We start from the raw sequence: 25,480 nt of genomic DNA, 5'->3' as shown, positions 1-25,480 counted from the left end.
CAGATGCCTGCGGTAGTGGTATCCGGTATTAGACCCCGTTTCCAGGGCTTGTCCCAGAGTGAAGGGCAGATTGCCCACGTGTTACTCACCCGTTCGCCACTAATCCCCACCGAAGTGGTTCATCGTTCGACTTGCATGTGTTAAGCACGCCGCCAGCGTTCGTCCTGAGCCAGGATCAAACTCTCCGTGAATGTTTACCCGTAATCGGGTGCACACATCACGAGAGCGGAGCGACCACCGGAATAAGGCAGTCGCTCACAGCGTCCTCGCTGTGTTTTCTTCAAAGGAACCTCGCCCCAACCATGATGGCCGGAGACGGGGTATCAACATATCTGGCGTTGATTTTTGGCACGCTGTTGAGTTCTCAAGGAACGGACGCTTCCTTTGTACTCACCCTCTCGGGCTTTCCTCCGGGCTTTTCCCTTCGGTCTTGCGTTTCCGACTCTATCAGACCGTTTCCGGTTCCGATTTCCTCGGTGCTTTCCAGGTTCCCGCTCTTGCGTTTCCCTTTCCGGCGGTTCCGACTCTATCAGATCCTTTCGGGCCTGATTCCCAGTCAGCGGGGCTTGTCTTCCCGGCCGTTGGGCCGTTCCGACGAGTGAGACTTTAGCGGATTCCCGGCTCCCGAGCTAATCGGGGGCCACCGTCCTTTCGAACGTGGATTCCTCATTTCGCGAATACGCACGCCAATGCAGCGACGGCAGACAGAGCGACTGTCGTCGTTTGTTGGCTGGTACCTGCGGAATGGCTGTCCGGGGACCGACCGGGGTCGGCGCTCACGTCGGACAACTCGGAGAACACTACGTACCCGGATGGGGCGTGTCAACTCAGGTCCGGACGGGCGCTCAGAGGCGTACGGTGGCAGACATGACTACGCGTACGTGCACCCAGCTGTGGTGGGCCGCCTGACGGCGGCCGTGCTCACGTATGCACTCAACGGCCGCCGCCTCGGCGGCCGTTCGCGTATCTCCCTCCAGGACTCCTGAGGGTCGGCCGGCCGAGGACGGCGGCCTCGACCAGGAGGTGGAGAGATGACGCGGGTCTTCAGCGGGGTCAAGCCGACGGGGCATCTGACGCTGGGGAACTATCTGGGAGCCATGCGGCAGTGGGTCACCGTCGACCAGCACCGGGCCGAGTCGCTGTTCTGCATCGTCGACCTGCACGCCCTGACCGTCGACCATGATCCGGCGCGGGTGTGCCGGCTGAGTCGACAGGCGGCGACGCTGCTGCTCGCGGCGGGGCTGGATCCCGAACTGTGCACCGTGTTCGTACAGAGTCATGTGGACGAGCATGCGCGGCTGTCGTACGTGCTGGAGTGCGTGGCCACGGACGGCGAGATGCGCCGGATGATCCAATACAAGGAGAAGGCCGCTCGGGAGCGGGCGCGGGGCGGCAGTGTGCGGCTGTCGTTGCTGACGTATCCCGTGCTGATGGCGGCGGACATCCTGGCGTACGGGGCCGACGAGGTACCGGTCGGGGATGACCAGGCTCAGCACGTGGAGTTGACGCGGGATCTGGCGGTGCGGTTCAACCAGCGGTACGGCTACACGTTCGTGGTGCCCCGGGCCACCCTGCCCAAGGTGGGCGCGCGGGTGATGAACCTTCAGGACCCGCTGTCGAAGATGGGGAAGTCCGACGACTCCGGGCCGGGGATCGTCTATCTGCTCGACGAGCCGGATGTCGTGCGGAAGAAGGTGATGCGGGCCGTGACCGACAGCGGGCGGGAGGTCGTCTACGACCGGGAGGCGCGGCCCGGCCTGGCGAATCTGCTGGAGATCCTCGCGTCCTGCACAGGTGGGAACCCATCGGAGCTGAGCGGTGTATATGAGTCGTACGGCGCCTTGAAGAAGGACACCGCCGAGGCTGTGGTCGAGGTCTTGAGGCCCGTGCAGGAGAGGCACAAGGAGTTGTGCGCGGATCCTGGCTATGTGGAGGGGGTGCTGCGGGATGGCGCGGAGAGAGCGCGGGCGATGGCGCGGCCGACCGTGGATGCCGCTTATCGGGCGATCGGACTGCTACCGGCCACTTCCGATCCGGTCGGGGTGGATACCGGCGCGGTCGGCGGTGAGGTCGTGCTGAACGCTGCCCGGTAGGCGCGTGGGCCAGTGCCGGCGCATCGTGACCTCGCTGCCGAAGCGCGTGCGGACGAGGTGGCGCAGGCGTCGGCGGTCTCGCTGCGCGGGGGCGGCTTCGCTCGTGTGGTGGCCACGATGGAAGTGGTGGCCGCGGCGGGGTGACCGCCCCCGGTGGGCGTCAGTCCTTCTTGCCGGAGGCCAGGGCGCGGCTGCGGTCGCGGGCAGCTTCGAGGGCGGCGATGAGGGCGGCGCGTACGCCGTGGTTCTCGAGTTCGCGGATGGCGTTGATGGTGGTGCCCGCGGGGGAGGTGACGTTCTCGCGGAGCTTCACTGGGTGTTCGCCGCTGTCGCGGAGCATCGTCGCGGCGCCGATCGCGGACTGGACGATCAGGTCGTGGGCCTTGTCGCGGGGCAGGCCGAGGAGGATGCCGGCGTCCGTCATGGCTTCGACCAGGTAGAAGAAGTACGCCGGTCCGGAGCCGGAGAGGGCGGTGCAGGCGTCCTGCTGGGACTCGGGGACGCGGAGCGTCTTGCCGACGGCGCCGAAGATCTCCTCGGTGTGGGCGAGGTGGTCGGCGGTGGCATGGGTGCCGGCGGAGATGACCGACATGGCCTCGTCGACCAGGGCGGGCGTGTTGGTCATGACACGGACGACGGGGGTGCCGGTGGCGAGGCGCTCCTCGAAGAAGGAGGTGGGGATGCCGGCGGCGCCGCTGATGACCAGGCGGTCGGCCGGGACGTGCGGGGTGAGTTCGTCGAGGAGGGTGCCCATGTCCTGCGGTTTGACCGTGAGGATCAGGGTGTCGGCGGTCTTCGCGGCTTCCGGGTTGGTGACCGGGGTGACTCCGTAACGGCTGCGGAGTTCTTCGGCTCGCTCGGGGCGGCGGGCGGTGACCAGGAGGTCGGCCGGGGCCCAGCCGGCGCGGATCATTCCGCTGAGCAGGGCTTCGCCGATCTTACCGGTGCCGAGGACTGCGACTTTCTGACTCATGCCGTTCAGTCTGGCACCGGGTCGGGGCGTGCAGGGTGCGTGTCCGCTGGGCGGGACATGGGGTCGGTGGCTGCTCCTGCGCGGTCCTATGCGGTCCTGCGCCTGAGTGTGGCCGCGCCCAGGCCCAGGACCAGAAGTGCGCAGCCCGCCACGATCAGTGCGTCGCGGACGAAGGTCGCCGTCATGTCCGTGTGCCTGAGGACCTCGTTCATGCCGTCGACGGCGTAGGACATGGGGAGGACGTCGGAGATGGTCTCCAGGACGGGGTGCATGTTGTCGCGGGGGGTGAAGAGCCCGCAGAGGAGGAGTTGGGGGAAGATCACGGCCGGCATGAACTGGACGGCCTGGAACTCGGAGGCCGCGAAGGCCGAGACGAACAGGCCGAGGGCGGTGCCGAGAAGGGCGTCGAGCAGGGCGACCAGCAGCAGGAGCCAGGGGCTGCCGATGACGTCGAGGCCGAGGAACCAGACGGCGAGGCCGGTCGCGAGGGCGGACTGGATGATCGCGAGGACGCCGAAGGCGAGGGCGTAGCCGGCGATGAGGTCGCCTTTGCCCAGTGGCATGGCGAGGAGGCGTTCGAGGGTGCCGGAGGTGCGTTCGCGCAGGGTGGCGATGGAGGTGACGAGGAACATCGTGATCAGCGGGAAGATCCCGAGGAGGGAGGCGCCGATGCTGTCGAAGGTGCGTGGGCTGCCGTCGAAGACGTAGCGCAGCAGGAAGAGCATCACGCAGGGGATCAGGATCATCATCGCGATGGTGCGCGGGTCGTGGCGGAGCTGGCGCAGGACCCTGGCCGCGGTGGCGGTGGTGCGGGAGAGGTTGAGGGCGCTGGTGGGAGCGGGCGCGAGGTTCGGCGTGGTGGTCGTGGTCATCGCGTGGGCTCCTTGGTGCGGCTTGCCTCGACGGCCTGGTCGACCAGGTGGAGGAAGGCCTCCTCGACGGTGTCGGAGTGGGTGCGGGTGCGGAGGGCCTCGGGGGTGTCGTCGGCGAGGATCTCGCCCTCGCGCATCAGGAGGAGGCGGTGGCAGCGCTCGGCCTCGTCCATGACGTGGGAGGAGATGAGGAGGGTGGCGCCGCGGCGGGCGGCGATGTCGTGGAAGAGGTTCCACAGGTCGCGGCGCAGGACGGGGTCGAGGCCGACGGTGGGTTCGTCGAGGACGAGGAGTTCGGGGGTGCCGAGGAGGGCCACAGCGAGGGAGACGCGGCTGCGCTGGCCGCCGGAGAGGTTGCCGGCGAGGGAGTCGGCGTGGGTGGTGAGGTCGACGTCGGTGATGGTCTGGGTGACGTCGGAGTGGCGGCGGTCGGCGGCGGCTCGGCCGGGGGCGAGGATCGCGGCGAAGTAGTCGAGGTTCTGGCGGACGGTCAGGTCGTCGTAGACGGAGGGGGCCTGGGTGACATAGCCGATGCGGGTGCGGAGGGTGGGGTGGCCCGCGGGCCGGCCGAGGACGTCGAGGGTGCCGGTGACCTTGGCCTGGGTGCCGACGATCGAGCGCATCAGCGTGGACTTTCCGCAGCCCGAGGGACCGAGGAGGCCGGTGATCTGGCCGCGTGGGACGTCGAAGGCGAGACCGCGCAGGACGGTGCGGGGGCCTCGGACGACGGTGAGGCCGTCGGCGTGGACGGCGGGGGTGGCGGGCCCTTGGCCCGTGTTGTCGTCGCTGCCGTCGGGTGACCCCGACTCTTTATTCACCATGCGATGAATAATGCTCTCGGGGGGCTCTGACCGTCAAGCGAGTCGGCCCCCTGCAGCTCGGCGGGGTCAGGCGTTGACGGCGACCAGCAATTCGACGTCGTAGGTCTCCTCGACGGTCTCGTCCGGGAAGAGTTCCAGCAGGATCCGCCGCTCCTCGGCGAGGAAGGCGCCCGCGTGCTCCTCGCCCGCGACCAGGAACAGCGAGTGGCTGCCGATGTTGGCGAGGTGGGTGTCGACGGGGACGCGGCGGCTCCAGCGGACCACCCGGTCGGTGAAGTCCAGGCGGCCGGTGGGGTCGGCCAGGGCCGACCGGGCTCCGTTGCCGCTCACCTCGACGGCCGGGTGGGCGCCGTAGGCCTTGAAGTGCTCCCCGATGCGGTCCAGTTGACGGGTGATCCACGGCACGTCGAGGGCGTGGGTGTTCCACCACAGGGCGAGCGCGCCGCCGGGGCGCAGGACGCGGAGGGCTTCGGGGACCGCGCGGGCGGGGTCGGTCCAGTGCCAGGACTGGGCGTAGGTCAGGAAGTCGACGGCGTCCGTGCGGAGGGGGAGGTCGTTGCCGTCGCCCCTGAGGATCGGGATGCCGGGGTGCGTACGGCGGAACTGCGCCGCCATGCCGTCTCCGGGTTCGACCGCGACGACCTCGGCGCCCAGGGCGTGCAGCAGAGCGGTCGCGATGCCGGTACCGGCCCCGATGTCGGCGACCCGCGAACCGGCGAGGGGCCGGTCGGCGAGTTCTTCGACGGCGTCGAGGAGGGCGGGTGGGTAGGAGGGGCGGTTGGCGGCGTACTGGGCTGCGGCGGTGTTGAAGGAGTGGGCTCGGGTGGTGTGGAAGGAAGCCGTCATAGGGCCATGGTGGCCGGGGCGCGGGTGGGGCGCGGTGAGTTTTCGGTGAGAGCCGGAGGGGCGGGCGCCTGAAAGGGCGCGGGACTGTGCCCGTTCCACGGCTCCGGCGCGCCGGCGCTACGGCCGCCCGAACGCCCTCAGCGGCGGCGCTTCTTCTTCGAGGGGTTGCCCGTGCGGCGAGCGCCCCGCTTCGCGTGCTCCCTCAGCGCCGCCTCGTACTCCTCTCGGTGCAGCTTCTCGCCCGGCGCCTCCGTGAGGGAGCGGAAGAAGTACGCGAGGAGGGATCCGACGAACCCGATGGCCAGGAGGCCGCGGAGGGAGGCCTGGCGGTCCGGGTCGGGGTGCTTGCCGAAGCCGTCCCATATGTTGCGGAACGCCAGTGCGCTGCAGATCGCGAACATCGCGACGACGAGGACGGTCACGAAGCTGCCGGTGTCGGCGATCTGGAGTCCCTCGTAGGCGACGCGGAGGATCAGACAGGAGGCGACGGCGGCTGCGAGCGAGCCGGTGGCTGCGCCGACGCGGCGGAGGGGGTAGCCGTTGTCGTGGTTGACCCAGGTCGTGCCGAAGAAGCGGATCGGTTCGGGGCGGGGGCCGCCCTCGGGGGAGCCCGCGGGGATGTCCTGGGTGCCGGATTCGTCGCTCACGGGACGATTATGGCTCCGGGGCGGGGGCGGGCTCCCTTCGGGGATCAGGCGCAGCGTGAGGCGACGTAGCCGTCTCTGCCGGTGAGGACGTAGGTGTCCGAGACGAACTCGCCGTTCGCGATGTTGTCCCAGATGTTCGACGTGCCGTAGTAGCCCGACACCGTCTCGCCCGGCGTCTGGCAGTAGATCGCCACCTTCGCGCCCTCGGGCAGGACGCGGACGATGCCGTACTGCGTTCCGGGGCCGCGGCGGACGTTCAGTCGATTACCCGGGGCGGTGTCGTAGTAGTGGACGGCCTCGGCGTTGGCGGCGCCCACCATGAGGAGGGCGCTCGTGAGACCCAAGAGCATGATGGATCTGCGTTTCAGGGCTGTCATGAGGATCCCCCGTGAGGCTCAGGAGCAGCGGTCGGCCACGTAGCCGTCGCTGTCGGTGAGTACGTAGGCGTCGGAGACGTACTGGCCGTTGCTGATGTTGTCCCAGATGTTGCTGGTGCCGTAGGGGCCGGAAACCGAAGTACCCGGGGCCTGGCAGTAGATCGGCACCTTGGAGCCCTCGGGCAGCACCCGCACGACGCTGTAGCTCGTGCCGGGGCCGCTGCGGACGTTGAGCCGGGTTCCGGGTGCGATCGAGTAGTAGCGAATCGCCGCTGCCGCCGTCAGGGACGCGGCCTGCTCGACGTTCCCGGTTTCTTCCACACGGTCAACTGACATGAAATTCCTCCCCCGTTGCTCCCCATGGCTGCCATGGGGTCCCGTTGATTCCCCTAAATCACGCCATGAAACACATGTACGCAACTCGCACGCGGAGACTAGCAAGCCTCCTCTGTCCCGTACGAGTCATCGACTAGGCTCCGTGCGTCGCGCGCGCGGACGATCAGCACGGGGGTGGTTCCATGGCGCCACAGGGCAACACCGGAGCGGGCGCGGAAGCGGAACTTCCCGAGTACGCCGGTCACTACCGGCTGGAGTCATGTCTCGGGTCCGGCGGGATGGGCGTCGTGCATGTCGCGCGCAGCGCCTCGGGCATGAAGCTCGCGGTGAAGATCGTTCATGCCGAGTTCGCGAAGGATCCCGAGTTCAGGGGGCGTTTTCGGCAGGAGGTGGCCGCGGCGCGGAAGGTGAGCGGGGCGTTCACCGCGTCCGTCGTCGATGCCGACCCCGATGCCGGGCGGCCCTGGATGGCCACCCTGTTCATTCCCGGGCCGACGCTCTCCGACGAGGTGAAGCGGAACGGCCCGATGGAGCCCGACCAGTTGCGGCGCCTGATGGCGGGCCTGGCCGAGGCGCTGCGTGACATCCATCGGGTCGGGGTCGTGCACCGGGACCTCAAGCCGAGCAACGTCCTGCTCGCCGAGGACGGGCCGAAGGTCATCGACTTCGGTATTTCTCGGCCAAAGGACAGCGAACTGCGCACCGAGACCGGGAAGTTGATCGGGACTCCGCCGTTCATGGCGCCCGAACAGTTCCGGCGGCCCCGGGAGGTCGGGCCCGCTGCCGACATCTTCGCGCTCGGGTCCGTGATGGTGCATGCGGCGACTGGGCGGGGACCCTTCGATTCCGACAGTCCGTACGTGGTCGCCTACCAGGTCGTGCACGACGAGCCGGATCTGACCGGCGTACCGACGAACCTTGCTCCGCTCATCGTGCGGTGTCTCGCCAAGGAGCCCGAGGACCGGCCCACGCCCGACGAGTTGATGCGGGAGCTGCGGTCTGTGGCGGCGTCGTACGACACGCAGGCGTTCATACCGGCGCAGCGCACGGGTGACGTACCGACGCCCGAACCGAGAGCGCAGGCCTCACGGCCCAAAAGGCGTCCTTCCAGAAAGGCGGTCCTCGCCGCCGGCGCCGCCGTGCTCATGGTGGCCGGGCTGTTCGCCTCCGTTCAGTGGCTCGGTGACAGCGCCCCCGCCGCGGCCAAGGGCGGCGACAAGCCCACGGCTTCCGGGTTCGTCGGTTGGGAGGCGAAACCGTTGTCGAAAGTCAAGGGTGCCGCCCAATGCTCGTACGGCACACGTCAGTTGGTCTGCGCGCAGTCCGGCGTGATCTTCGCCCTGAACCCGTCCGACGGCGCCATGTTGTGGCGGCACTCCGTTGCCGAGTCGACCCCCAGCAAGCCGCCGGTCGTCGGGGGTGGTCTCGTGCAGCCGATGGTGGACGAAGGGCGACGCCTGGAAGCGCTCGCCCCCGACTCGGGCAAAGCGCGCTGGCGGCAGCCCCTGCCCGCACACCATGCCATGCGGATCGCCGGAGGGACGCTCCTGCTCACGCTCCCCGACGGGACGGTCACCGGCATGGACGCCTCGACGGGCGACACCAAGTGGAGCCTGCGCATACCGGGTCAGCCGATGCCGTCCTTCGTCTCGTTCGCCGGAGACCCGCTGGCCTACACGACGAACGTCTCCAACGATGCCTTGAGCACCCGGGTCACCGCGGTGGATCCGGCCACCGGAGCCGTGCGCTGGGACGCACGGCTGAGCGGAAACCTGACCCCCGTGGGCGTACACGACGGATCCGTCTACTTCCTCTCCACGAACAACTCGTACGCCTACACGGATGCCGTTGTTCGCTACACCCCGGCGTCAAAGGCGTCGCGCCGGGTGAAACTTCCGGTGGCACGCCCCGACGCCCAGGCCGCCGTGTACGGGAACACGGTCTATGTGCTGGCGGCGAGCGGTTCCCTGGATGCCGTGGACACGGAGGCGGGTAAGCGCCTCTGGAATCTCGAAACGTCCGTGAGCCGTGGTTCCGTGCCGGTCGCCGACGGCAGCCATGTGTACTTCACCGCTGCCGACGGCCGACTGCTCGCCGTCGATGCCGGCAAGGGAGGACTCGTGGGTCAGACGCCGGCGCGCCTCGGTTCGAACTCGGGCACGGTCGCCGGCGCACTGCCCAACCCCGTCCTCTCCCACCACCACGTCTACGCCACCGCCCCCGACGGCACCGTCTTCGCCGTGGACGCCCGCGATCCCTCGGACTGGTAGCGCACCGAGAGAAAAAAAGGGGGGCCGCCCCAGAAGGGACGGCCCCGGACTCTCGCGGAGTGAGGAGCGAACCTCAGCCCAGCTTCGACACGTCCCGCACGGCGCCCTTGTCGGCGCTGGTGGCCATCGCCGCGTAGGCCCGCAGTGCCGCCGAGACCTTGCGCTCGCGGTGCTTCGGGGCGTAGGCGCCATCCAGCGCGGCTTCGCGGCGGGCCAGCTCCTGCTCGTCGACCAGGAGCTCGATCGTCCGCCCGGGGATGTCGATGCGGATGCGGTCGCCGTCCTCGACGAGGGCGATGGTGCCGCCGGCCGCGGCCTCCGGGGAGGCGTGGCCGATGGACAGGCCGGAGGTGCCGCCGGAGAAGCGGCCGTCGGTGATCAGGGCGCAGGCCTTGCCGAGGCCGCGGCCCTTCAGGTACGAGGTCGGGTAGAGCATTTCCTGCATGCCGGGGCCGCCCTTGGGACCCTCGTAGCGGATGACGACGACGTCGCCCTCCTTGATCTCCTTCAGCAGGATCTTCTCGACGGCCTGCTCCTGCGACTCGCAGACCACCGCCGGGCCCTCGAACCGCCAGATCGACTCGTCGACGCCGGCCGTCTTCACGACGCAGCCGTCGACCGCCAGGTTGCCCTTGAGGACCGCCAGGCCGCCGTCCTTGGAGTACGCGTGCTCGGCGCTGCGGATGCAGCCCTCCGCGGCGTCCTCGTCCAGGGACGCCCAGCGCTCCGACTGGGAGAAGGCCTCGGCGGAGCGGACACAGCCGGGGGCCGCGTGCCACAGTTCCAGGGCCTTCGGGGACGGCGAGCCGCCGCGGACGTCCCAGGTCTTGAGCCAGTCCGCGAGCGAGGGGCTGTGCACCGAGTGCACGTCCTCGTTGAGCAGGCCCGCGCGGTGCAGTTCGCCGAGGAGGGCGGGGATGCCGCCCGCGCGGTGCACGTCCTCCATGTAGTACGTGCGGTTCTTCGCCACGTTCGGGGCGACCTTCGCGAGGCAGGGGACGCGGCGCGAGACCTCGTCGATCTCCGCCAGGCCGAACGGGATCTCCGCCTCCTGGGCCGCCGCCAGCAGGTGCAGGATCGTGTTGGTCGAGCCGCCCATGGCGATGTCGAGAGCCATGGCGTTCTCGAAGGCCGCGAAGGTGGCGACGTTGCGCGGCAGGACCGTCTCGTCGTCCTGCTCGTAGTAGCGGCGGGTGATGTCCATGACCGTGTCGGCCGCGTCGACGTACAGCTGCTTACGGGCCGTGTGCGTGGCCAGGACCGAGCCGTTGCCGGGGAGGGAGAGGCCGATGGCCTCCGTGAGGCAGTTCATCGAGTTGGCGGTGAACATGCCGGAACAGCTGCCGCAGGTCGGGCAGGCGTTCTCCTCGATACGGAGCATGTCCGCGTCCGAGATCTTCTCGTTCACGGCCTCGGACATCGCGTCGACCAGGTCGAGGGTGCGGACCGTGCCGTCCACGAGGGTCGCGCGGCCGGACTCCATCGGGCCGCCCGAGACGAAGACCGTGGGGATGTTCAGCCGCAGCGCGGCGTTCAGCATGCCCGGGGTGATCTTGTCGCAGTTGGAGATGCAGATCAGGGCGTCGGCGCAGTGGGCCTCGACCATGTACTCCACCGAGTCCGCGATCAGGTCGCGGGAGGGGAGGGAGTACAGCATGCCGCCGTGGCCCATCGCGATGCCGTCGTCGACGGCGATCGTGTTGAACTCCCGCGGGATGCCGCCCGCCGCCACGATCGCCTCGGAGACGATCCGGCCGACGGGCTGCAGGTGGGTGTGGCCCGGCACGAACTCCGTGAAGGAGTTGGCGACCGCGATGATCGGCTTGCGGCCGATGTCCGCACCGGGTACACCGGAGGCGCGCATAAGGGCGCGTGCGCCCGCCATGTTGCGGCCGTGGGTGACTGTGCGGGACCTCAGCTCGGGCATCGTCGCTCGCTCCTTCAGAGACGGTCGTCAGAGACTTCAGAGACGGTCGTATGAGACTTCTGACTGCTAACGAGCGTACGCCGGTCATCCAGGGGTCGGGACAGGGTGTCCGGAATGCGGGACGCACGTCTCGGAGTCAGGGTCCGGTCAGATGGCTCTGCACCACGGGGGCCACCCGCGCGATGATCTGTTCGATGTCCGTCGACGCCAGCGGTTCCACCTTGATCACGTACCGCAGCATGGCCGTCCCCACGAGCTGCGCGGCCGCAAGTTCGGCCCGCAGCTCGGCGTCCGGCAGGTCCAGCCGGTCGGCGATGCGGCGCAGGAGCTGGGCGGCGACGAGCCGGCGGAAGACGGTGGCCGCCGTCTCGTTGGTCACGGCGGAGCGGACGATCGCCAGGATCGGCATGCGCGTCGCCGGGTTCTCCCAGACGCCGAAGATGAAGCGGGTGAGGCGCTCTCCGACGTCCTCCAGCGGACCCTCGTCGAGCGCGTCGGGCGCACTCAGCGCGGGCGCGGCGGCGACCTCCACGGCCGCCTCGAAGACCTGTTCCTTGGTGCCGAAGTAGTGGTGGACCAGGGCCGCGTCGACCCCGGCGGCCTTGGCGATCCCGCGCACGGACGTCTTCTCGTAGCCCCGCTCGGCGAACTCCTCCCGGGCCGCGAGGAGGATCCGGTCGCGGGTACCGGCCGCGTCCGATTCCGTACGGCGGGGCCGGCCGCGCTTCCGCGCGGTGACGTCCCTCACGGCCGGGGCACCCTCACTGTCACCCACTGCCGGAACGCCCGCGTGGTTCCTCACCGCCGGGGCACCTGAACCGCCGAGGCCAGATGGAGGCGGGTGAAGGCCAGGGCCTCGGCGAGGTCGGCCTCACGTTCGGCGCCGGACATCGCGCGGCGGGTGTTGACCTCGATGACGACATGGCCGTCGAAGCCGCTCAGTGCGAGGCGCTCCAGGAGCTCGGCGCAGGGCTGGGCGCCGCGGCCGGGCACGAGGTGCTCGTCCTTCGCGGAGCCCTTGCCGTCGGCGAGGTGCACATGACCGAGACGGTCTCCCATCCGGTCGACCATCTGCATCGCGTCGGTCCTGGAGGTCGCCGCGTGGCTGAGGTCGATCGTGAAGTGCCGGTAGTCGTCCTTGGTGACGTCCCAGTCGGGGGCGTAGGCGAGCATCTCGCGGTCGCGGTAGCGCCAGGGGTACATGTTCTCGACGGCGAACCGTACATCCGTCTCGTTCGCCATCCGCCAGATCCCGCTGACGAAGTCACGGGCGTACTGGCGCTGCCAGCGGAACGGCGGGTGTACGACGACCGTGCTCGCGCCCAGCTTCTCGGCCGCCGCCCGGGCGCGCTGGAGCTTGACCCAGGGGTCCGTGGACCACACGCGCTGCGTGATGAGCAGGCAGGGGGCGTGCACGGCGAGTATGGGGATGCCGTGGTAGTCGGAGAGGCGGCGCAGGGCCTCGATGTCCTGGCTGACCGGGTCGGTCCACACCATGACCTCGACGCCGTCGTATCCGAGGCGTGCGGCGATCTCGAAGGCCGTCGCCGTCGACTCCGGGTAGACGGAGGCCGTCGACAGGGCGACCTTCGCATCCGGGATCCGTACGACTGGCTCTGCCATGGGGGACAGATTACGGGTTGCCGTGGGTGGGGTGCGGGGTGCCTATTCGCCGTTGTGGTGATTGCCACTGGGCGGGTGCGGGTGCACCAGGGTTGCTCGCGCCGTTCCGCGCGCCCCTATATGCCCTGAACCGATCCCATATGGTCAAGTCTGCGCAGGATGACGCCTTCCCGCAGCGCCCAGGGGCAGATTTCCACCTTTTCCACACCGAACAGATCCATCGCCCCCTCGGCCACCAGGGCGCCCGCCAGGAGCTGGTTCGCCCGGCCCTCCGACACGCCCGGGAGTTCCGCCCGCTGGTCCGTCGTCATGCCGGCCAGCCTCGGGACCCAGGCCTCCAGGGACTCGCGCTTCAGATCACGCTGGACGTAGAGGCCCTCCGTCGAGCGGGCCGCGCCTGCCAGGCGGGCCAGCTGCTTGAAGGTCTTGGAGGTGGCGACCACGTGGTCGGGGGCGCCGAAGCGGGCGAACTCGCCGACCGTGCGGGCGATCTGGGCGCGTACGTGGCGTCGCAGGGTCCGGATGGCGTCCGGATCCGGGGGGTCGCCGGGGAGCCAGCCTGCCGTGAGCCGGCCCGCGCCCAGCGGGAGGGAGGCCACCGCGTCCGGTTCCTCGTCGATGCCGTAGGCGATCTCCAGGGAGCCGCCGCCGATGTCGAGGACCAGGAGCTTGCCCGCCGACCAGCCGAACCAGCGGCGGGCGGCGAGAAAGGTGAGGCGGGCCTCTTCGGCGCCGGTGACGACCTGGAGCTCGACGCCGGTCTCGGCCCGCACGCGCGCGAGGACGTCGTCGGCGTTGCTGGCCTCGCGGACGGCGGAGGTGGCGAACGGGAGCAGGTCCTCCACGCCCTTGTCCTCGGCGGCCTGGAGGGCGTCCTTGACGACCGCGACCAGCTTCTCGACGCCCTCGGGACCGATCGCCCCGGCCTCGTCGAGGAGTTGAGCAAGGCGCAGTTCCGCCTTGTGCGAGTGCGCGGGCAGGGGGCGGGCGCCGGGGTGTGCGTCCACCACCAGCAGATGCACCGTGTTCGATCCCACGTCGAGGACACCGAGTCTCATGTAGGGAACGCTACTGCCAGCTGGGCGTTCGACTGTCTCCGGAGGGGCCTCGGGCGACTTACCCTGGACGCGTGCCAAAGACGAAAAAGGTGAAGGACGACAAAACGGCCGAACCTGCCGGCGGTCCTTCGCGGGTGAAGCCACCCAAGCAGTCGAAGAAGGCCATGAAGGCTCTGAAGGCCGACGAGAAGGGACTCGACTTCGCACGCGCGTGGGTGGAGTTCCCGGATCCGGCGGACGACGAGCAGGTCTTCCGCTGCGATCTGACATGGCTGACCTCTCGGTGGAACTGCATCTTCGGCAGTGGCTGCCAGGGCATCCAGGCGGGCCGCGCGGACGACGGGTGCTGCACGCTGGGTGCCCACTTCTCCGACGAGGACGACGAGAAGCGGGTCGCCGAACATGTGGCGCGACTCACTCCGGACCTCTGGCAGCACCACGACGAGGGCACGGCGAACGGCTGGGTCTCGCAGGACGAGGACGGCGACCGGCAGACCCGGCCCTTCCAGGGCTCCTGCATCTTCCAGAACCGGCCGGGCTTCGCGGGCGGCGCGGGCTGCTCGCTGCACATCCTGGCCCTGAAGGAGGGCCGTGAGCCGCTGGAGACCAAGCCGGACGTCTGCTGGCAGCTTCCGGTGCGGCGGACGTACGACTGGATCGACCGGCCCGACGACACCCGGGTGCTCCAGGTGTCGATCGGCGAGTACGACCGGCGCGGCTGGGGTCCGGGCGGCCACGACCTGCACTGGTGGTGCACGTCGGCGACCTCGGCACACGGCGCCGGCGACCCGGTGTACGTCTCCTACCGCCCCGAGCTGATCGAGCTGATGGGCAAGGCGGGCTACGACCGCCTCGTCGAGCTCTGCGAGGAGCGTCTGGCCTCCCAGCTGCCCCTGCTGGCACCGCACCCGGCGGACCCGACCCACTGAGCGCCCGGCAGCGCATCCGCTACGACGCGGACGGGCTCGGGTCGCCGCTGCCCGTGGGCGGGGGCGTCGGGCTCGCCGGGTCGGACGGGGTGGGGTCCGGTGGGGTCGGGGAGGGGGACGAGGACGGAGGGTCGCTGGGTGTGGGATCCGAGGGGGCCGAGGGCACGGGGCTGGGGCTGGGCGGAGGTGGCGTCGGCACGCCGGGGTCGGACGGTGCGGGCGCCCTGCCGTAGCCCTGGATGGTGACGACCGCGCCGGCCGGTGAGATCGCCACGCGCGCGGTCCAGGGGCCGGAGGGCTCGCGCAGATGGTCGACGTGCACCTTGATCGTCAAAGACTCGCCGTGTCTCAGGGTTCCCGAGGACCGGCTGAGGTAGAGCCAGGAGGCTCCCGTGGTGGCCGACCAGCGGACCGGGGCGTCGCCGGTCGCGGTGAGGGTGATCAGCGTGGTGTCGCCGCTGTTGCCGGCGCCGACCTCCAGGTGCACGGCGCCCTTCCGCCCCGCCCCGGCGACGCTGACGACCTCCACGGAGACGTCGGGGCGGCCGTCTTTGGTGAAGCGGTTACCGGGCTCGGTGCGGGCGTTGCCGGCGTTCTGGTAGCCGCCGCTCGCCGTCTCGCCGTCCAGGCTGCCGGGCCCGTGCGCCTCGCTGGCGCTCGCGGAGTGGCCGTCGACCCCCTCGCCGGGACCGCCCCGGTAGGCGGCCCACAGGGCGAGCACGGGGGCGGCGACGACAGTGGCGACGACGGTCGTGGTGACGGCACGCGCGCGCAGACGGTCGCGGCGGGCGGCCCGGTCCTTGGGATCCATCGGGAAGCCGCGCCGGTCGAAGCGCGGCACGGCGGCGCCACGCGCGCGTGACGGGTGTGCCGGTGCCATGTGCAACTCCGCGCGCGGTGCTTCGAGCACGGGCAGTTCGGCGGGCGTGGTCATGACTCCGGGCCAGCGTCCGGGAATCGCGCGCTCGGCACTGCGGCGGCAGAGGGGGCAGTCGTCGACATGGCGCACGAGTTCGCGGCGCAGGGCGGAGCTGAGCACGAACTGGCTGTCGCCGGTGAGCCGGGCCACGCTCGGGCAGTCGCCGGTCTCGACGACGGCGAGGGCCGCGCGGGTGCGCTCGACCTCGCAGGCGGCGGAGGCGAGCAGTTCGCGGGCGCCGGCGAGGTCCATGCCGAGGACGGCGGCGACCTCGTGGGCGGCGAGGTGGTGACGTACGGCGAGTTCGAGCGCCTCGCGCTGCTCGGGTGTCGTACCGGCCGCCTCCGGCCAAGCCAGCAGGGCGAGTTCGCGGCGGCGCCCCTCCTGCAGGTCCTCGGCGACCGGGGGTTCGGCGGGCTTCTGGGACGCTCCGTGACGTCCCGCCGCGTGGGTGGCCTGACGTTTCTGCTTGGCCGCGGCCAGCTTGCGCAGACAGGCCCAGCGGGCCAGCGCGTACAGCCAGGCCCTGCGATCGCCGGCCGCGTCCGGGCCGCCGCGTCTCTCGGCGAGCGCGAGGACGTCGCCGAGGGCCGCGATCGCCGCGTCGTGGTCGCACAGCACGGACAGGCAGTAGGTGAACAGGCCGTCCAGGTGCGGCTCGTAGCGCGCGGGCGGCCCCTGCGCCGGCGTGCGCGCGGCACCGCGGTCGCGCTCCTCCCGTTGCGCCCGGTGCGCGCCGGTGGTGCGGGTCGAGGTCTCCGGACTGCTGCTCATCATCCGTGGACCGTAGGGGGCGGAAGATGGCCCCTTCCGGCGCCTCGAGCACATTTACTCCGTACGGGTGAAACGATCCCTCAATAGGGGACAGGAACCCGCGATTCCGTGGCTCGTTCCCGTCGTGACGTGGCCGGTTCGCGCGCGGGGCGCGGGGCGCTGGACGATTCGGATGCCGGGGACGGGGTTGGTCCGGGAGCCGAAGCCGGAGTAGTCCAGAGGCCGCGGGCCGGGTCGGTCCAGAAGCCGCGGGCCGGGTCGGTCCAGAAGCCGCGGGCCGGGTCGGTCCGGAAGCCGAGACCAGGGTAGTTCCGAAGCCGCGGGCCGGGTTGGTCCGGAAGCCGGGGTAGTCCGGAAGCCGGGGACCGCGTTGGTCCGGAAGCCGAGACCGGGGTAGTCCCGAAGCCGCGGGCCGCTTTCGTCCCGAAGCCGAAGCCGGGGTAGTCCCGAAGCCGGGGACCGCGTTGGTCCGGATGCCGGGGCGCATGCCGGCCGGTGGGCGGCGGCCGGGTTGTCAGTGGTGGCGGTTACGGTTCGTGCATGGCTGCCCGTACGAAGTCCGCCAAGGAGCGTCCGTCCTACCGCTGCACCGAGTGCGGCTGGCAGACGGCCAAGTGGCTCGGTCGCTGCCCCGAGTGCCAGGCCTGGGGGACGATCGAGGAGTACGGCGCGCCCGCGGTGCGTACGACGACACCGGGCCGCGTCACCACCTCCGCCGTGCCCATCGGCCAGGTCGACGGCCGTCAGGCCACCGCCCGCTCCACCGGCGTGCCCGAGCTGGACCGGGTGCTCGGCGGCGGCCTCGTGCCCGGCGCCGTGGTGCTGCTCGCGGGCGAACCCGGCGTCGGCAAGTCCACGCTGCTGCTGGACGTGGCGGCCAAGTCGGCGAGCGACGAGCACCGCACGCTCTATGTGACCGGCGAGGAGTCGGCAAGCCAGGTCCGGATGCGCGCCGACCGCATCCGCGCGATCGACGACCATCTGTATCTCGCCGCCGAGACCGACCTGTCCGCGGTCCTCGGACACCTGGACGCGGTGAAGCCGTCCCTGCTGATCCTCGACTCGGTGCAGACGGTGGCCTCCCCCGAGATCGACGGTGCCCCCGGCGGCATGGCCCAGGTGCGCGAAGTGGCCGGGGCACTGATCCGGGCATCCAAGGAACGCGGGATGTCCACCCTCCTGGTGGGCCATGTCACCAAGGACGGCGCGATCGCTGGCCCGCGCCTGCTCGAGCACCTCGTGGACGTGGTCCTCAGCTTCGAGGGCGACCGGCACGCGCGCCTCAGGCTCGTACGAGGCGTCAAGAACCGCTACGGCGCCACCGACGAGGTCGGCTGCTTCGAACTGCACGACGAGGGCATCACGGGCCTCGCCGACCCGAGCGGACTTTTCCTGACACGTCGTGCCGAACCGGTCCCCGGCACCTGTCTCACCGTCACCCTGGAGGGCCGCCGCCCTCTGGTGGCCGAGGTCCAGGCGCTCACCGTCGACTCACAGATCCCCTCGCCCCGGCGCACCACCTCCGGTCTGGAGACCTCCCGCGTCTCGATGATGCTCGCCGTCCTGGAGCAGCGAGGCCGGATCAGCGCACTCGGCAAGCGGGACATCTACTCCGCAACGGTCGGTGGTGTAAAGCTTTCGGAACCTGCCGCGGACCTGGCGATCGCCCTCGCCCTGGCGTCGGCCGCCAGCGACACCCCGCTGCCCAAGAACCTCGTCGCGATCGGCGAAGTCGGCCTCGCAGGCGAGGTCAGACGGGTCACGGGGGTCCAGCGCAGGCTCTCCGAAGCACACCGTCTGGGCTTCACGCACGCCCTCGTACCGGGTGATCCCGGCAAGATCCCGGCCGGCATGAAGGTCCTGGAAGTCGCGGACATAGGGGACGCCCTGAGGGTCCTTCCGCGCTCGCGTCGGCGAGAGGCCCCACGGGACGAGGAAGACCGCCGGTAGACTTTGCCCTGGTCTCGCCCGTCCGTACGAACCGAACGACGACACGGGAGCGTCCAAGACCCCGCGACCGGAGGAGAGCAGTGGCAGCCAACGACCGGGCGGCAGCTCCCGGAAAGTCCGGTGGGAGTGCCGGTTCCGATGGCCTGATGCGCGCCTCCCTGAGCGCCGTGGCCCCCGGCACCCCCCTGCGCGACGGCCTCGAGCGGGTGTTGCGCGGCAACACCGGCGGACTCATCGTGCTCGGCTTCGACAAGACGGTGGAGACGATGTGCACGGGCGGTTTCGTCCTGGACGTCGAGTTCGCGGCCACGCGTCTGCGTGAGCTGTGCAAGCTGGACGGCGGCATCGTGCTCTCGTCCGACCTGTCGAAGATCCTGCGGGCGGGCGTGCAGTTCGTGCCCGACGCGACGATCCCGACGGAGGAGACGGGCACCCGGCACCGCACCGCGGACCGCGTGAGCAAGCAGGTCGGCTTCCCTGTGGTCTCCGTCTCCCAGTCGATGCGCCTCATCGCCCTGTACGTCGACGGACAGCGCCGTGTCCTGGAGGACTCGGCGGCGATCCTGTCCCGCGCGAACCAGGCCCTGGCGACCCTGGAGCGCTACAAGCTCCGCCTGGACGAGGTCGCGGGCACGCTCTCCGCGCTGGAGATCGAGGACCTCGTGACGGTCCGGGACGTCTCTGCCGTGGCCCAGCGCCTGGAGATGGTCCGCCGTATCGCCACGGAGATCGCCGAGTACGTGGTCGAACTCGGCACGGACGGCCGCCTCCTCGCCCTCCAGCTGGACGAGTTGATCGCGGGCGTGGAGCCGGAACGCGAACTGGTGGTCCGTGACTACGTCCCCGAACCCACCGCGAAGCGCTCCCGCACGGTCGAGGAGGCGCTGTACGAACTGGACGCCCTGACCCACGCGGAGCTCCTCGAACTCCCCACGGTCGCCCGCGCCCTGGGCTACACCGGCTCCCCCGAGGCGATCGACTCGGGCGTCTCGCCCCGCGGCTTCCGCCTGCTGGCCAAGGTCCCCCGCCTGCCAGGCGCGATCATCGACCGCCTGGTGGAGCACTTCGGCGGCCTCCAGAAGCTCCTCGCGGCAAGCGTGGACGACCTGCAGACAGTGGACGGAGTGGGCGAGGCCAGGGCGAGGAGCGTCCGAGAGGGCCTGTCCCGCCTGGCGGAGAGCTCGATCCTGGAACGGTACGTATAACGGGACGTATTGGGGGCCGGGACCCCCTCAGCCGTTCTCCGGCCGACCGTTCGCCGGTCGGCCGTTCGCCGGTCGGCCGTTCGCCGGCTAGTCGTTCTCCAGCACGAACGAAGCCTGCGCGGTCGTATACCCCGGCGCCTTGAGCTCCACCAGGTAGGTCCCCGCCCCGGCCGCCCCGGCCGCAGGCGTCGCACACTGCGGCGCACTCGGCTTGCGGTCCCACTTCACGGTGTACGTGATGCTGCTGCCGGCCGGAGCCCGGTAGACGAGGTTGCCCGCGGTCGCGGGACAGTCGGCGGACGACCAGTACGGGTCGTCCTCACCGGCCTGAGTGATCGTCAACACCGCGCGCTTCGGACCGAGATCGACCTTGCAGTCACTGCCGGAGGAGTTGGTCGCGGTCAGCAGCAACGTGGGCTTCTGGTCGGGGTCGTAGGCGTTGCGCAGACTCCGCACGCTCAACTTCACCGCACCGGCGGTGCAGTTGGGCAGCGTGGAGCCGGCCGGAAGAACGTCGCCCTGCCCCACTCCGGTACCCGTACCGCCACTCCCCGCGCCACCGGACCCGGCTGCCCCGGCGGAGCCGCCCGTACCGGTCTCACCACCGGCGCCCGAGCTGCCACCCGTTCCGGCCCCGGTACCGGAACTCGAACCTGAGCCCGATCCCGAACCGCCGCCGGTGTCCCCACCGGTCGTCGACTCGTCGCGCCCGCCCGGCGCTTGACTGATCGCGGGGCCGGAACCTGACGGCCCGGGGCTGATCGTCGAGGGGGTGGGATGTTTGCCGTTGGAGCCGTCCGCGCCGTTCTTGTCGCCTCCGCCGCCGGAGCTGACGATCCATGCGATCAGCAGCGCCAGCACGGCGAGGACGGACAGCATGACGGCCCTCCGTCGCCAGTAGATGGAGGAGGGAAGCGGCCCGACCGGATTGCGCAGAGATCCCACGGCGCAAACTGTACGAGAGATCGGCGAGTTCACCGCCCTCACCCGCCGCCGGGCGTCACAACTTTTCCGGATCATCATCCCGGATTCGGCGGTCCCACCCGGTACTTCCGCCAGGCCTGACACGTGCCGACAGCGGATCGTGAGCGAACCGGCCCGCTCCTCACGGTCCGTGACCATGAAGGTCACCCCGCGGGAGTGACGACCCACGGCCGGAACGTGGACGTACGGCGTGTTCGCGATCGCAGCCTTGCACCTCTGGCCACGGCTGTGGCGCACAACCGGTCCGAGCGACCCGTCTCTCAGAACACCCGTCCGCCACCTCCGGCATGGCAGGATCGGAAGGCCATGACTGCTCCCACAAAGCCCCAGCCCCAGTCCCAGCCCCCGCACAGCGGCCCCGCCGACGGCATCACCAACGCTCCTCCCGGAGCGGGCCTGCACTCCCCCGTCATCGACTGGTTCGACGAGCACGCCCGGGATCTGCCGTGGCGGCGGCCCGAGGCCGGTCCGTGGGGGGTGATGGTCAGTGAGTTCATGCTCCAGCAGACGCCCGTGAACCGGGTGCTGCCGGTCTACGAGCAGTGGCTCGCGCGATGGCCGCGGCCCGCCGATCTGGCCGCGGAGGCGCCCGGCGAGGCCGTGCGCGCCTGGGGCCGGCTCGGCTATCCGCGCCGGGCGCTGCGGCTGCACGGCGCCGCGGTCGCCATAACGGAACGGCACGGCGGTGACGTACCGACGAACCACGCGCAGCTGCTCGCGCTGCCCGGGATCGGCGAGTACACGGCCGCCGCCGTCGCCTCCTTCGCGTACGGGCAGCGCCACGCGGTGCTGGACACCAATGTGCGGCGGGTGTTCGCGCGGGCGGTGACCGGCGTGCAGTACCCGCCGAACGCCACCACGGCCGCCGAGCGCAAGCTCGCCCGCGCGCTGCTGCCGGAGGACGAGAGCGTCGCCGCGCGCTGGGCCGCCGCCTCGATGGAGCTGGGCGCGCTGGTGTGCACGTCCAAGAACGAGACCTGTGTGCGCTGCCCCATCGCCGCCCAGTGCGCCTGGCGGCTCGCGGGCAAGCCCGAGCACAACGGGCCGCCGCGGCGCGGGCAGACGTACGCCGGTACCGACCGCCAGGTCCGCGGCAAGCTGCTCGCCGTGCTGCGGGAGGCTCATGCGCCGGTGCCGCAGGCGGTTCTCGACCGGGTGTGGCACGAACCGGTACAGCGGGCGCGGGCGCTGGACGGTCTGGTCGCGGACGGGCTCGTGGAACCCCTGCCGGGTGGTTTGTATCGGCTGCCGTTGACGTAGTCCGACGCGGAGCCAACCGGCAAATCCCCCCGAACCGGCGCGAATTACCGCGCCGGTTTACCCCTTTTCGGCTTCCGTTACACAACCGACGGACAGCCTATTGCCAGCCGCGCGCTGCTCCGCACAGCCCCGTGACAACTGCTCCGTAGCTTGATTGCCATGCCGCACACCAGGCGGCGCACACGCGATGAGAACCGGCAGGGACTGCCGGAACGGGGATCAGGAGGCGGTCTACATGGCGCAGGGCGAGGTGCTCGAGTTCGAGGAGTACGTCCGCACCCGGCAGGACGCGCTGCTGCGCAGCGCACGCCGTCTGGTCCCGGACCCGGTCGACGCGCAGGACCTGCTCCAGACGGCGCTCGTACGGACGTACGGCCGCTGGGAGACCATCGAGGACAAGCGGCTCGCGGACGCCTATCTGCGCCGGGTGATGATCAACACCCGCACCGAGTGGTGGCGGGCGCGCAAGCTGGAGGAGGTGCCGACCGAGCAGCTCCCGGACGCCTCGGTCGACGACTCCACCGAGCAGCACGCGGACCGCGCCCTGCTGATGGACGTCATGAAGGTGCTCGCCCCCAAGCAGCGCAGTGTCGTGGTGCTGCGACACTGGGAGCAGATGTCCACGGAGGAGACGGCCGCCGCCCTCGGCATGTCGGCCGGAACGGTCAAGAGCACGCTGCACCGGGCGCTCGCCCGGCTCCGTGAGGAGCTGGAGGCCCGCGATCTGGACGCACGCGCGCTGGAGCGTGAGGAGCGGGAGCGTTGCACGGCGGCCTGAGCGAGCCCGGGCCCACCCGGCCGGACCTCACTCCGGTCCGGGGGATCTTCCAGGCGGCGAGCACGGCGGTGGTCGTGCTGGCCGCCCTCGCCCTTTTCGTCTCCGCCTGCGCCACCGGCGGCACCGGCACCCGTGACGAGGGTCCGGCGCACGCGGTCGCGGAAGGCGGCGTCTCACCCTCCGCCCTGCCGTCCGCCCTGGCCTCCCCGCGGCTGGACCGGAAGGACGCGGTCGCTCTCCTCAGATCGGACCCGAAGGTCTCCGAGGCGATCAAGCGCGATCTGGAGCCCTGCGGCACCGACCAGTACCCCGTCGACCTGTTCTACGGTGACCTCACCGGCGGCTCGGCCGACGACGTCGTCGTCAACGTCGTGACCTGTGCGGATCTGGTGGGCGTCGGCTCGTACGTGTATCGCGAGCGAGACGGTTCGTACCAGAATGTCTTCCAGACCGAGGAGCCTCCGGTCTACGCCGAGATCGACCGCGGCGACCTGGTGGTGACCAAACAGGTGTATGAGAAGGGTGACGCGGTGTCGGACCCGTCCGGCGAGAATGTGATCACGTACCGCTGGGCCAGGGGGAAGTTCGCCGCCGTGTACCGCACGCACAGCGACTACGGCAATGTCGTCGGCACGGATCCGACACCGGTGCCCGACCACTGAACCGATCGGGCCGCCCGGAACGATCCCCCAGTGACCGCATCGACACCGAAGAGTGAGAGCACCCGGATGGCAGACCAGACCCACGTGCTGTTCGTCGAGGACGACGACGTCATCCGCGAGGCCACCCAACTCGCCCTGGAGCGGGACGGCTTCGCGGTCACCGCCATGCCCGACGGACTGTCGGGCCTGGAGGCGTTCCGTGCGGACCGCCCCGACATCGCCCTGCTGGACGTCATGGTCCCGGGCCTGGACGGGGTCAGCCTGTGCCGCCGTATCCGCGACGAGTCCACCGTGCCGGTGATCATGCTGTCGGCGCGCGCCGACTCGATCGACGTGGTGCTGGGGCTGGAGGCCGGCGCCGACGACTACGTCACCAAGCCGTTCGACGGTGCCGTCCTGGTCGCCCGGATCCGTGCGGTACTGCGCCGTTTCGGGCACGCGGGCGGGGCCGACCGGGGCGAGGAGGGCGCGGACGCGGCAGCCGGGGGCGTGCTGTCCTTCGGCGAGCTGGAGATCGACACCGAGGGCATGGAGGTGCGCAGGGCCGGGCAGCCGGTCGCGCTCACCCCCACCGAGATGCGGCTGCTGCTCGAGTTCTCCTCCGCGCCCGGCACGGTCCTGTCCCGCGACAAGCTCCTGGAGCGGGTGTGGGACTACGGCTGGGGCGGTGACACCCGGGTCGTCGACGTCCATGTGCAGCGGCTGCGGACGAAGATCGGCCAGGACCGGATCGAGACGGTCCGTGGCTTCGGCTACAAGTTGAAGGCCTGAGCAGGGGGGCCTGGGGTATGCGGGGGATCCTTCGGGGACCGGTGGCGGAGCGGGTGGCCGTGCGGACCGGGCTGAGGTGGAAGCTGAGCGCGGCGATCGCGCTGGTCGGCGCGCTCGTGGCGGTCGCGCTCAGTCTGGTCGTGCACAACGCGGCGCGTGTCTCGATGCTGGACAACGCGCGCGACCTCGCGGACGAGCGGATCCAGATCGCCCAGCGCAACTACGAGCTGACGGGCAAGCCGAACTTCCCCAGCATCGCGGTCGACGACCGTCATCTGCCGCCCGCGCTGCGCGAGAAGGTCGAGGAGGGCCGCCGGGCGACGTACGTCTCCGACCGGCCCGACCGGGGCCCGGACATCTGGGCGGCCGTCCCGGTCAAGGGCGGCCATGTGCTGTCCCTGCACACCGGGTTCACCGACCGCAGCACCGACATCCTCAACGACCTCGACCAGGCCCTGGTGATCGGCTCCATCGCGGTGGTCCTCGGCGGCAGCGCGCTCGGCGTGCTCATCGGCGGGCAGCTGTCGCGGCGGCTGCGGAAGGCCGCGGCCGCGGCCAACCAGATGGCCAAGGGGGACACGGACGTACGGGTGCGGGACGCGATCGGCGGGGTCGTACGGGACGAGACCGATGACCTCGCCAGCGCGGTGGACGCCATGGCGGACGCGCTCCAGCAGCGGCTGGAGGCCGAGCGCCGGGTCACCGCGGACATCGCGCACGAGCTGCGGACACCGGTGACGGGTCTGCTGACGGCGGCGGAACTGCTGCCTCCGGGCCGCCCCACGGAACTGGTCCTGGACCGGGCGAAAGCCATGCGCACCCTTGTCGAGGACGTCCTGGAGGTCGCCCGTCTCGACGGTGCCTCCGAGCGGGCGGAGCTCCAGGACATCCTGCTCGGCGAGTTCGTCGCCCGGCGGGTGGCGGCCAAGGACCCGGAGATCGAGGTGCGCGTGGTGCACGAGTCGGAGGTCACGACCGACCCGCGCCGCCTGGAGCGCGTGCTGTTCAACCTCCTCGCCAACGCCGCCCGGCACGGCAAGCCGCCCGTCCAGGTCACCGTCGAGGGCCGGGTCATCCGCGTCCGCGACCATGGCCCCGGCTTCCCCGAGGACCTCCTCGCGGACGGCCCGAGCCGCTTCCGCACGGGCAGCGCGGACCGCGCGGGCCACGGCCACGGACTCGGACTGACCATCGCGGCGGGGCAGGCACGGGTGCTGGGAGCACGGCTGACATTCCGCAACGTCCGTCCGGTCGGCCTCCCGCAGGGCTCCCCGGCGGAGGGCGCGGTCGCAGTGCTGTGGCTGCCGGAACACGCACCTACGGCCACGGGCAGCCACCAGATGCTGCCGTGACCCACGCCGGCATCAGGCCCTCCCCCGCGACGGACCCACCCCCGTCCATCCGC

Annotated in this window: 23 protein-coding genes and 1 rRNA gene; 10 read left to right on the top strand and 14 right to left on the bottom strand. The window is 70.6% G+C overall.

Features of this window, described 5'->3' with window-relative positions; translation table 11 throughout:
- Positions 1-191: ribosomal RNA gene (locus tag BFN33_RS37770) — 16S ribosomal RNA — on the bottom strand; the annotation flags it as partial.
- A gap of 840 nt (positions 192-1,031) precedes the next feature.
- Here BFN33_RS37770 and trpS point away from each other — a divergent pair.
- The gene (trpS, locus tag BFN33_RS37765; RefSeq protein WP_069764687.1) at positions 1,032-2,093 is read left to right on the top strand and encodes a tryptophan--tRNA ligase; all 1,062 of its coding nucleotides are present in this window, start codon (positions 1,032-1,034) and stop codon (positions 2,091-2,093) included.
- 160 nt (positions 2,094-2,253) lie between these two features.
- Here trpS and proC read toward each other — a convergent pair whose 3' ends face one another.
- From proC to BFN33_RS37730, 7 genes are all read right to left on the bottom strand, one after another.
- Positions 2,254-3,066: a pyrroline-5-carboxylate reductase gene (gene proC, locus BFN33_RS37760; RefSeq protein ID WP_069764686.1), complete on the bottom strand. Its 813-nt coding sequence runs from the start codon at positions 3,064-3,066 to the stop codon at positions 2,254-2,256.
- Positions 3,067-3,152: 86 nt separating this feature from the next.
- Positions 3,153-3,938 carry an ABC transporter permease gene (locus tag BFN33_RS37755; protein ID WP_069764685.1) on the bottom strand — a complete coding sequence of 262 codons (786 nt, stop codon included), beginning with the start codon at positions 3,936-3,938 and terminating at the stop codon, positions 3,153-3,155.
- Positions 3,935-4,759 carry an ABC transporter ATP-binding protein gene (locus BFN33_RS37750; RefSeq protein WP_069764684.1) on the bottom strand — a complete coding sequence of 275 codons (825 nt, stop codon included), beginning with the start codon at positions 4,757-4,759 and terminating at the stop codon, positions 3,935-3,937. Before BFN33_RS37750 ends, BFN33_RS37755 begins: the two co-directional genes overlap by 4 nt.
- Positions 4,760-4,825: 66 nt before the next feature.
- Complete coding sequence (locus BFN33_RS37745) at positions 4,826-5,605, bottom strand: class I SAM-dependent methyltransferase (RefSeq protein ID WP_069764683.1); 780 nt, start codon at positions 5,603-5,605, stop codon at positions 4,826-4,828.
- 137 nt (positions 5,606-5,742) lie between these two features.
- Entirely contained in the window at positions 5,743-6,252 is a 510-nt protein-coding gene (locus tag BFN33_RS37740) for a hypothetical protein (protein ID WP_069764682.1), read from the bottom strand.
- Positions 6,253-6,296: 44 nt separating this feature from the next.
- Complete coding sequence (locus BFN33_RS37735; RefSeq protein WP_069764727.1) at positions 6,297-6,602, bottom strand: SH3 domain-containing protein; 306 nt, start codon at positions 6,600-6,602, stop codon at positions 6,297-6,299.
- Between the two features lie 45 nt (positions 6,603-6,647).
- Positions 6,648-6,965: an SH3 domain-containing protein gene (locus tag BFN33_RS37730; RefSeq protein WP_069764681.1), complete on the bottom strand. Its 318-nt coding sequence runs from the start codon at positions 6,963-6,965 to the stop codon at positions 6,648-6,650.
- A 182-nt stretch (positions 6,966-7,147) separates the two neighbouring features.
- Between BFN33_RS37730 and BFN33_RS37725 the strand changes: the two genes are divergently transcribed.
- Positions 7,148-9,235 (top strand): serine/threonine-protein kinase, encoded by a 2,088-nt coding sequence (locus BFN33_RS37725; RefSeq protein ID WP_069764680.1) that lies wholly within the window; start codon positions 7,148-7,150, stop codon positions 9,233-9,235.
- 73 nt (positions 9,236-9,308) lie between these two features.
- On the opposite strand, the gene ilvD is transcribed toward BFN33_RS37725, so the two are convergent.
- The 4 genes from ilvD to BFN33_RS37705 form a co-directional block, all read right to left on the bottom strand.
- A complete protein-coding gene (gene ilvD / locus BFN33_RS37720; protein ID WP_069764679.1) occupies positions 9,309-11,162 on the bottom strand; it encodes a dihydroxy-acid dehydratase in 1,854 nt (617 codons plus the stop codon).
- Positions 11,163-11,298: 136 nt separating this feature from the next.
- On the bottom strand, positions 11,299-11,910 hold the full coding sequence (locus BFN33_RS37715; protein ID WP_069764726.1) for a TetR/AcrR family transcriptional regulator: 612 nt from the start codon (positions 11,908-11,910) through the stop codon (positions 11,299-11,301).
- A gap of 50 nt (positions 11,911-11,960) precedes the next feature.
- The gene (locus BFN33_RS37710; protein ID WP_057612466.1) at positions 11,961-12,785 is read right to left on the bottom strand and encodes a sugar phosphate isomerase/epimerase; all 825 of its coding nucleotides are present in this window, start codon (positions 12,783-12,785) and stop codon (positions 11,961-11,963) included.
- 116 nt (positions 12,786-12,901) lie between these two features.
- Complete coding sequence (locus BFN33_RS37705; protein WP_069764678.1) at positions 12,902-13,843, bottom strand: Ppx/GppA phosphatase family protein; 942 nt, start codon at positions 13,841-13,843, stop codon at positions 12,902-12,904.
- A 71-nt stretch (positions 13,844-13,914) separates the two neighbouring features.
- Between BFN33_RS37705 and BFN33_RS37700 the strand changes: the two genes are divergently transcribed.
- Entirely contained in the window at positions 13,915-14,772 is an 858-nt protein-coding gene (locus BFN33_RS37700) for a hypothetical protein (protein WP_069764677.1), read from the top strand.
- A gap of 19 nt (positions 14,773-14,791) precedes the next feature.
- Here BFN33_RS37700 and BFN33_RS37695 read toward each other — a convergent pair whose 3' ends face one another.
- Positions 14,792-16,468 carry a sigma-70 family RNA polymerase sigma factor gene (locus BFN33_RS37695; protein ID WP_069764676.1) on the bottom strand — a complete coding sequence of 559 codons (1,677 nt, stop codon included), beginning with the start codon at positions 16,466-16,468 and terminating at the stop codon, positions 14,792-14,794.
- A 537-nt stretch (positions 16,469-17,005) separates the two neighbouring features.
- Here BFN33_RS37695 and radA point away from each other — a divergent pair.
- Both radA and disA read left to right on the top strand, forming a co-directional pair.
- Complete coding sequence (radA, locus tag BFN33_RS37690; protein ID WP_069764675.1) at positions 17,006-18,415, top strand: DNA repair protein RadA; 1,410 nt, start codon at positions 17,006-17,008, stop codon at positions 18,413-18,415.
- An 80-nt stretch (positions 18,416-18,495) separates the two neighbouring features.
- Entirely contained in the window at positions 18,496-19,620 is a 1,125-nt protein-coding gene (gene disA / locus BFN33_RS37685) for a DNA integrity scanning diadenylate cyclase DisA (protein ID WP_007383787.1), read from the top strand.
- An 87-nt stretch (positions 19,621-19,707) separates the two neighbouring features.
- Here disA and BFN33_RS37680 read toward each other — a convergent pair whose 3' ends face one another.
- Positions 19,708-20,565 carry a hypothetical protein gene (locus BFN33_RS37680; RefSeq protein WP_079141205.1) on the bottom strand — a complete coding sequence of 286 codons (858 nt, stop codon included), beginning with the start codon at positions 20,563-20,565 and terminating at the stop codon, positions 19,708-19,710.
- 345 nt (positions 20,566-20,910) lie between these two features.
- Between BFN33_RS37680 and BFN33_RS37675 the strand changes: the two genes are divergently transcribed.
- The 5 genes from BFN33_RS37675 to cseC all read left to right on the top strand — a co-directional run bounded on the left by BFN33_RS37675 (position 20,911) and on the right by cseC (position 25,427).
- Complete coding sequence (locus BFN33_RS37675; RefSeq protein ID WP_069764673.1) at positions 20,911-21,864, top strand: A/G-specific adenine glycosylase; 954 nt, start codon at positions 20,911-20,913, stop codon at positions 21,862-21,864.
- Positions 21,865-22,099: 235 nt separating this feature from the next.
- Positions 22,100-22,642, top strand: coding sequence for a SigE family RNA polymerase sigma factor (locus BFN33_RS37670; RefSeq protein WP_069764672.1), 543 nt, complete (start codon positions 22,100-22,102; stop codon positions 22,640-22,642).
- Complete coding sequence (locus tag BFN33_RS37665) at positions 22,627-23,304, top strand: hypothetical protein (RefSeq protein WP_069764671.1); 678 nt, start codon at positions 22,627-22,629, stop codon at positions 23,302-23,304. The genes BFN33_RS37670 and BFN33_RS37665 overlap by 16 nt, the downstream gene beginning before the upstream one ends.
- Positions 23,305-23,370: 66 nt before the next feature.
- Complete coding sequence (cseB, locus tag BFN33_RS37660; RefSeq protein ID WP_069764670.1) at positions 23,371-24,075, top strand: two-component system response regulator CseB; 705 nt, start codon at positions 23,371-23,373, stop codon at positions 24,073-24,075.
- A 17-nt stretch (positions 24,076-24,092) separates the two neighbouring features.
- Positions 24,093-25,427, top strand: a complete 1,335-nt coding sequence (cseC, locus tag BFN33_RS37655; RefSeq protein WP_069764669.1) for a two-component system sensor histidine kinase CseC — start codon at positions 24,093-24,095, stop codon at positions 25,425-25,427.
- Positions 25,428-25,480: the final 53 nt, after the last annotated feature.

The organism is Streptomyces sp. LUP47B (genome assembly GCF_001746295.1).
In the GTDB taxonomy this organism is placed as follows: domain Bacteria; phylum Actinomycetota; class Actinomycetes; order Streptomycetales; family Streptomycetaceae; genus Streptomyces.
The sequence above is the reverse complement of the archived record's forward strand: the minus strand, read 5'-3'. Positions and strand labels throughout refer to the sequence as shown.

Excerpts from the sequence above, each read along its gene's own strand:
- trpS (WP_069764687.1), top strand. The coding sequence starts at position 1,032 with ATGACGCGGGTCTTCAGCGGGGTCAAGCCGACGGGGCATCTGACGCTG.
- proC (WP_069764686.1), bottom strand. The coding sequence starts at position 3,066 with ATGAGTCAGAAAGTCGCAGTCCTCGGCACCGGTAAGATCGGCGAAGCC.
- BFN33_RS37755 (WP_069764685.1), bottom strand. The coding sequence starts at position 3,938 with ATGACCACGACCACCACGCCGAACCTCGCGCCCGCTCCCACCAGCGCC.
- BFN33_RS37750 (WP_069764684.1), bottom strand. The coding sequence starts at position 4,759 with ATGGTGAATAAAGAGTCGGGGTCACCCGACGGCAGCGACGACAACACG.
- BFN33_RS37745 (WP_069764683.1), bottom strand. The coding sequence starts at position 5,605 with ATGACGGCTTCCTTCCACACCACCCGAGCCCACTCCTTCAACACCGCC.
- BFN33_RS37735 (WP_069764727.1), bottom strand. The coding sequence starts at position 6,602 with ATGCTCTTGGGTCTCACGAGCGCCCTCCTCATGGTGGGCGCCGCCAAC.
- BFN33_RS37730 (WP_069764681.1), bottom strand. The coding sequence starts at position 6,965 with ATGTCAGTTGACCGTGTGGAAGAAACCGGGAACGTCGAGCAGGCCGCG.
- BFN33_RS37725 (WP_069764680.1), top strand. The coding sequence starts at position 7,148 with ATGGCGCCACAGGGCAACACCGGAGCGGGCGCGGAAGCGGAACTTCCC.
- ilvD (WP_069764679.1), bottom strand. The coding sequence starts at position 11,162 with ATGCCCGAGCTGAGGTCCCGCACAGTCACCCACGGCCGCAACATGGCG.
- BFN33_RS37710 (WP_057612466.1), bottom strand. The coding sequence starts at position 12,785 with ATGGCAGAGCCAGTCGTACGGATCCCGGATGCGAAGGTCGCCCTGTCG.
- BFN33_RS37705 (WP_069764678.1), bottom strand. The coding sequence starts at position 13,843 with ATGAGACTCGGTGTCCTCGACGTGGGATCGAACACGGTGCATCTGCTG.
- BFN33_RS37695 (WP_069764676.1), bottom strand. The coding sequence starts at position 16,468 with ATGATGAGCAGCAGTCCGGAGACCTCGACCCGCACCACCGGCGCGCAC.
- radA (WP_069764675.1), top strand. The coding sequence starts at position 17,006 with ATGGCTGCCCGTACGAAGTCCGCCAAGGAGCGTCCGTCCTACCGCTGC.
- BFN33_RS37675 (WP_069764673.1), top strand. The coding sequence starts at position 20,911 with ATGACTGCTCCCACAAAGCCCCAGCCCCAGTCCCAGCCCCCGCACAGC.
- BFN33_RS37670 (WP_069764672.1), top strand. The coding sequence starts at position 22,100 with ATGGCGCAGGGCGAGGTGCTCGAGTTCGAGGAGTACGTCCGCACCCGG.
- cseB (WP_069764670.1), top strand. The coding sequence starts at position 23,371 with ATGGCAGACCAGACCCACGTGCTGTTCGTCGAGGACGACGACGTCATC.
- cseC (WP_069764669.1), top strand. The coding sequence starts at position 24,093 with ATGCGGGGGATCCTTCGGGGACCGGTGGCGGAGCGGGTGGCCGTGCGG.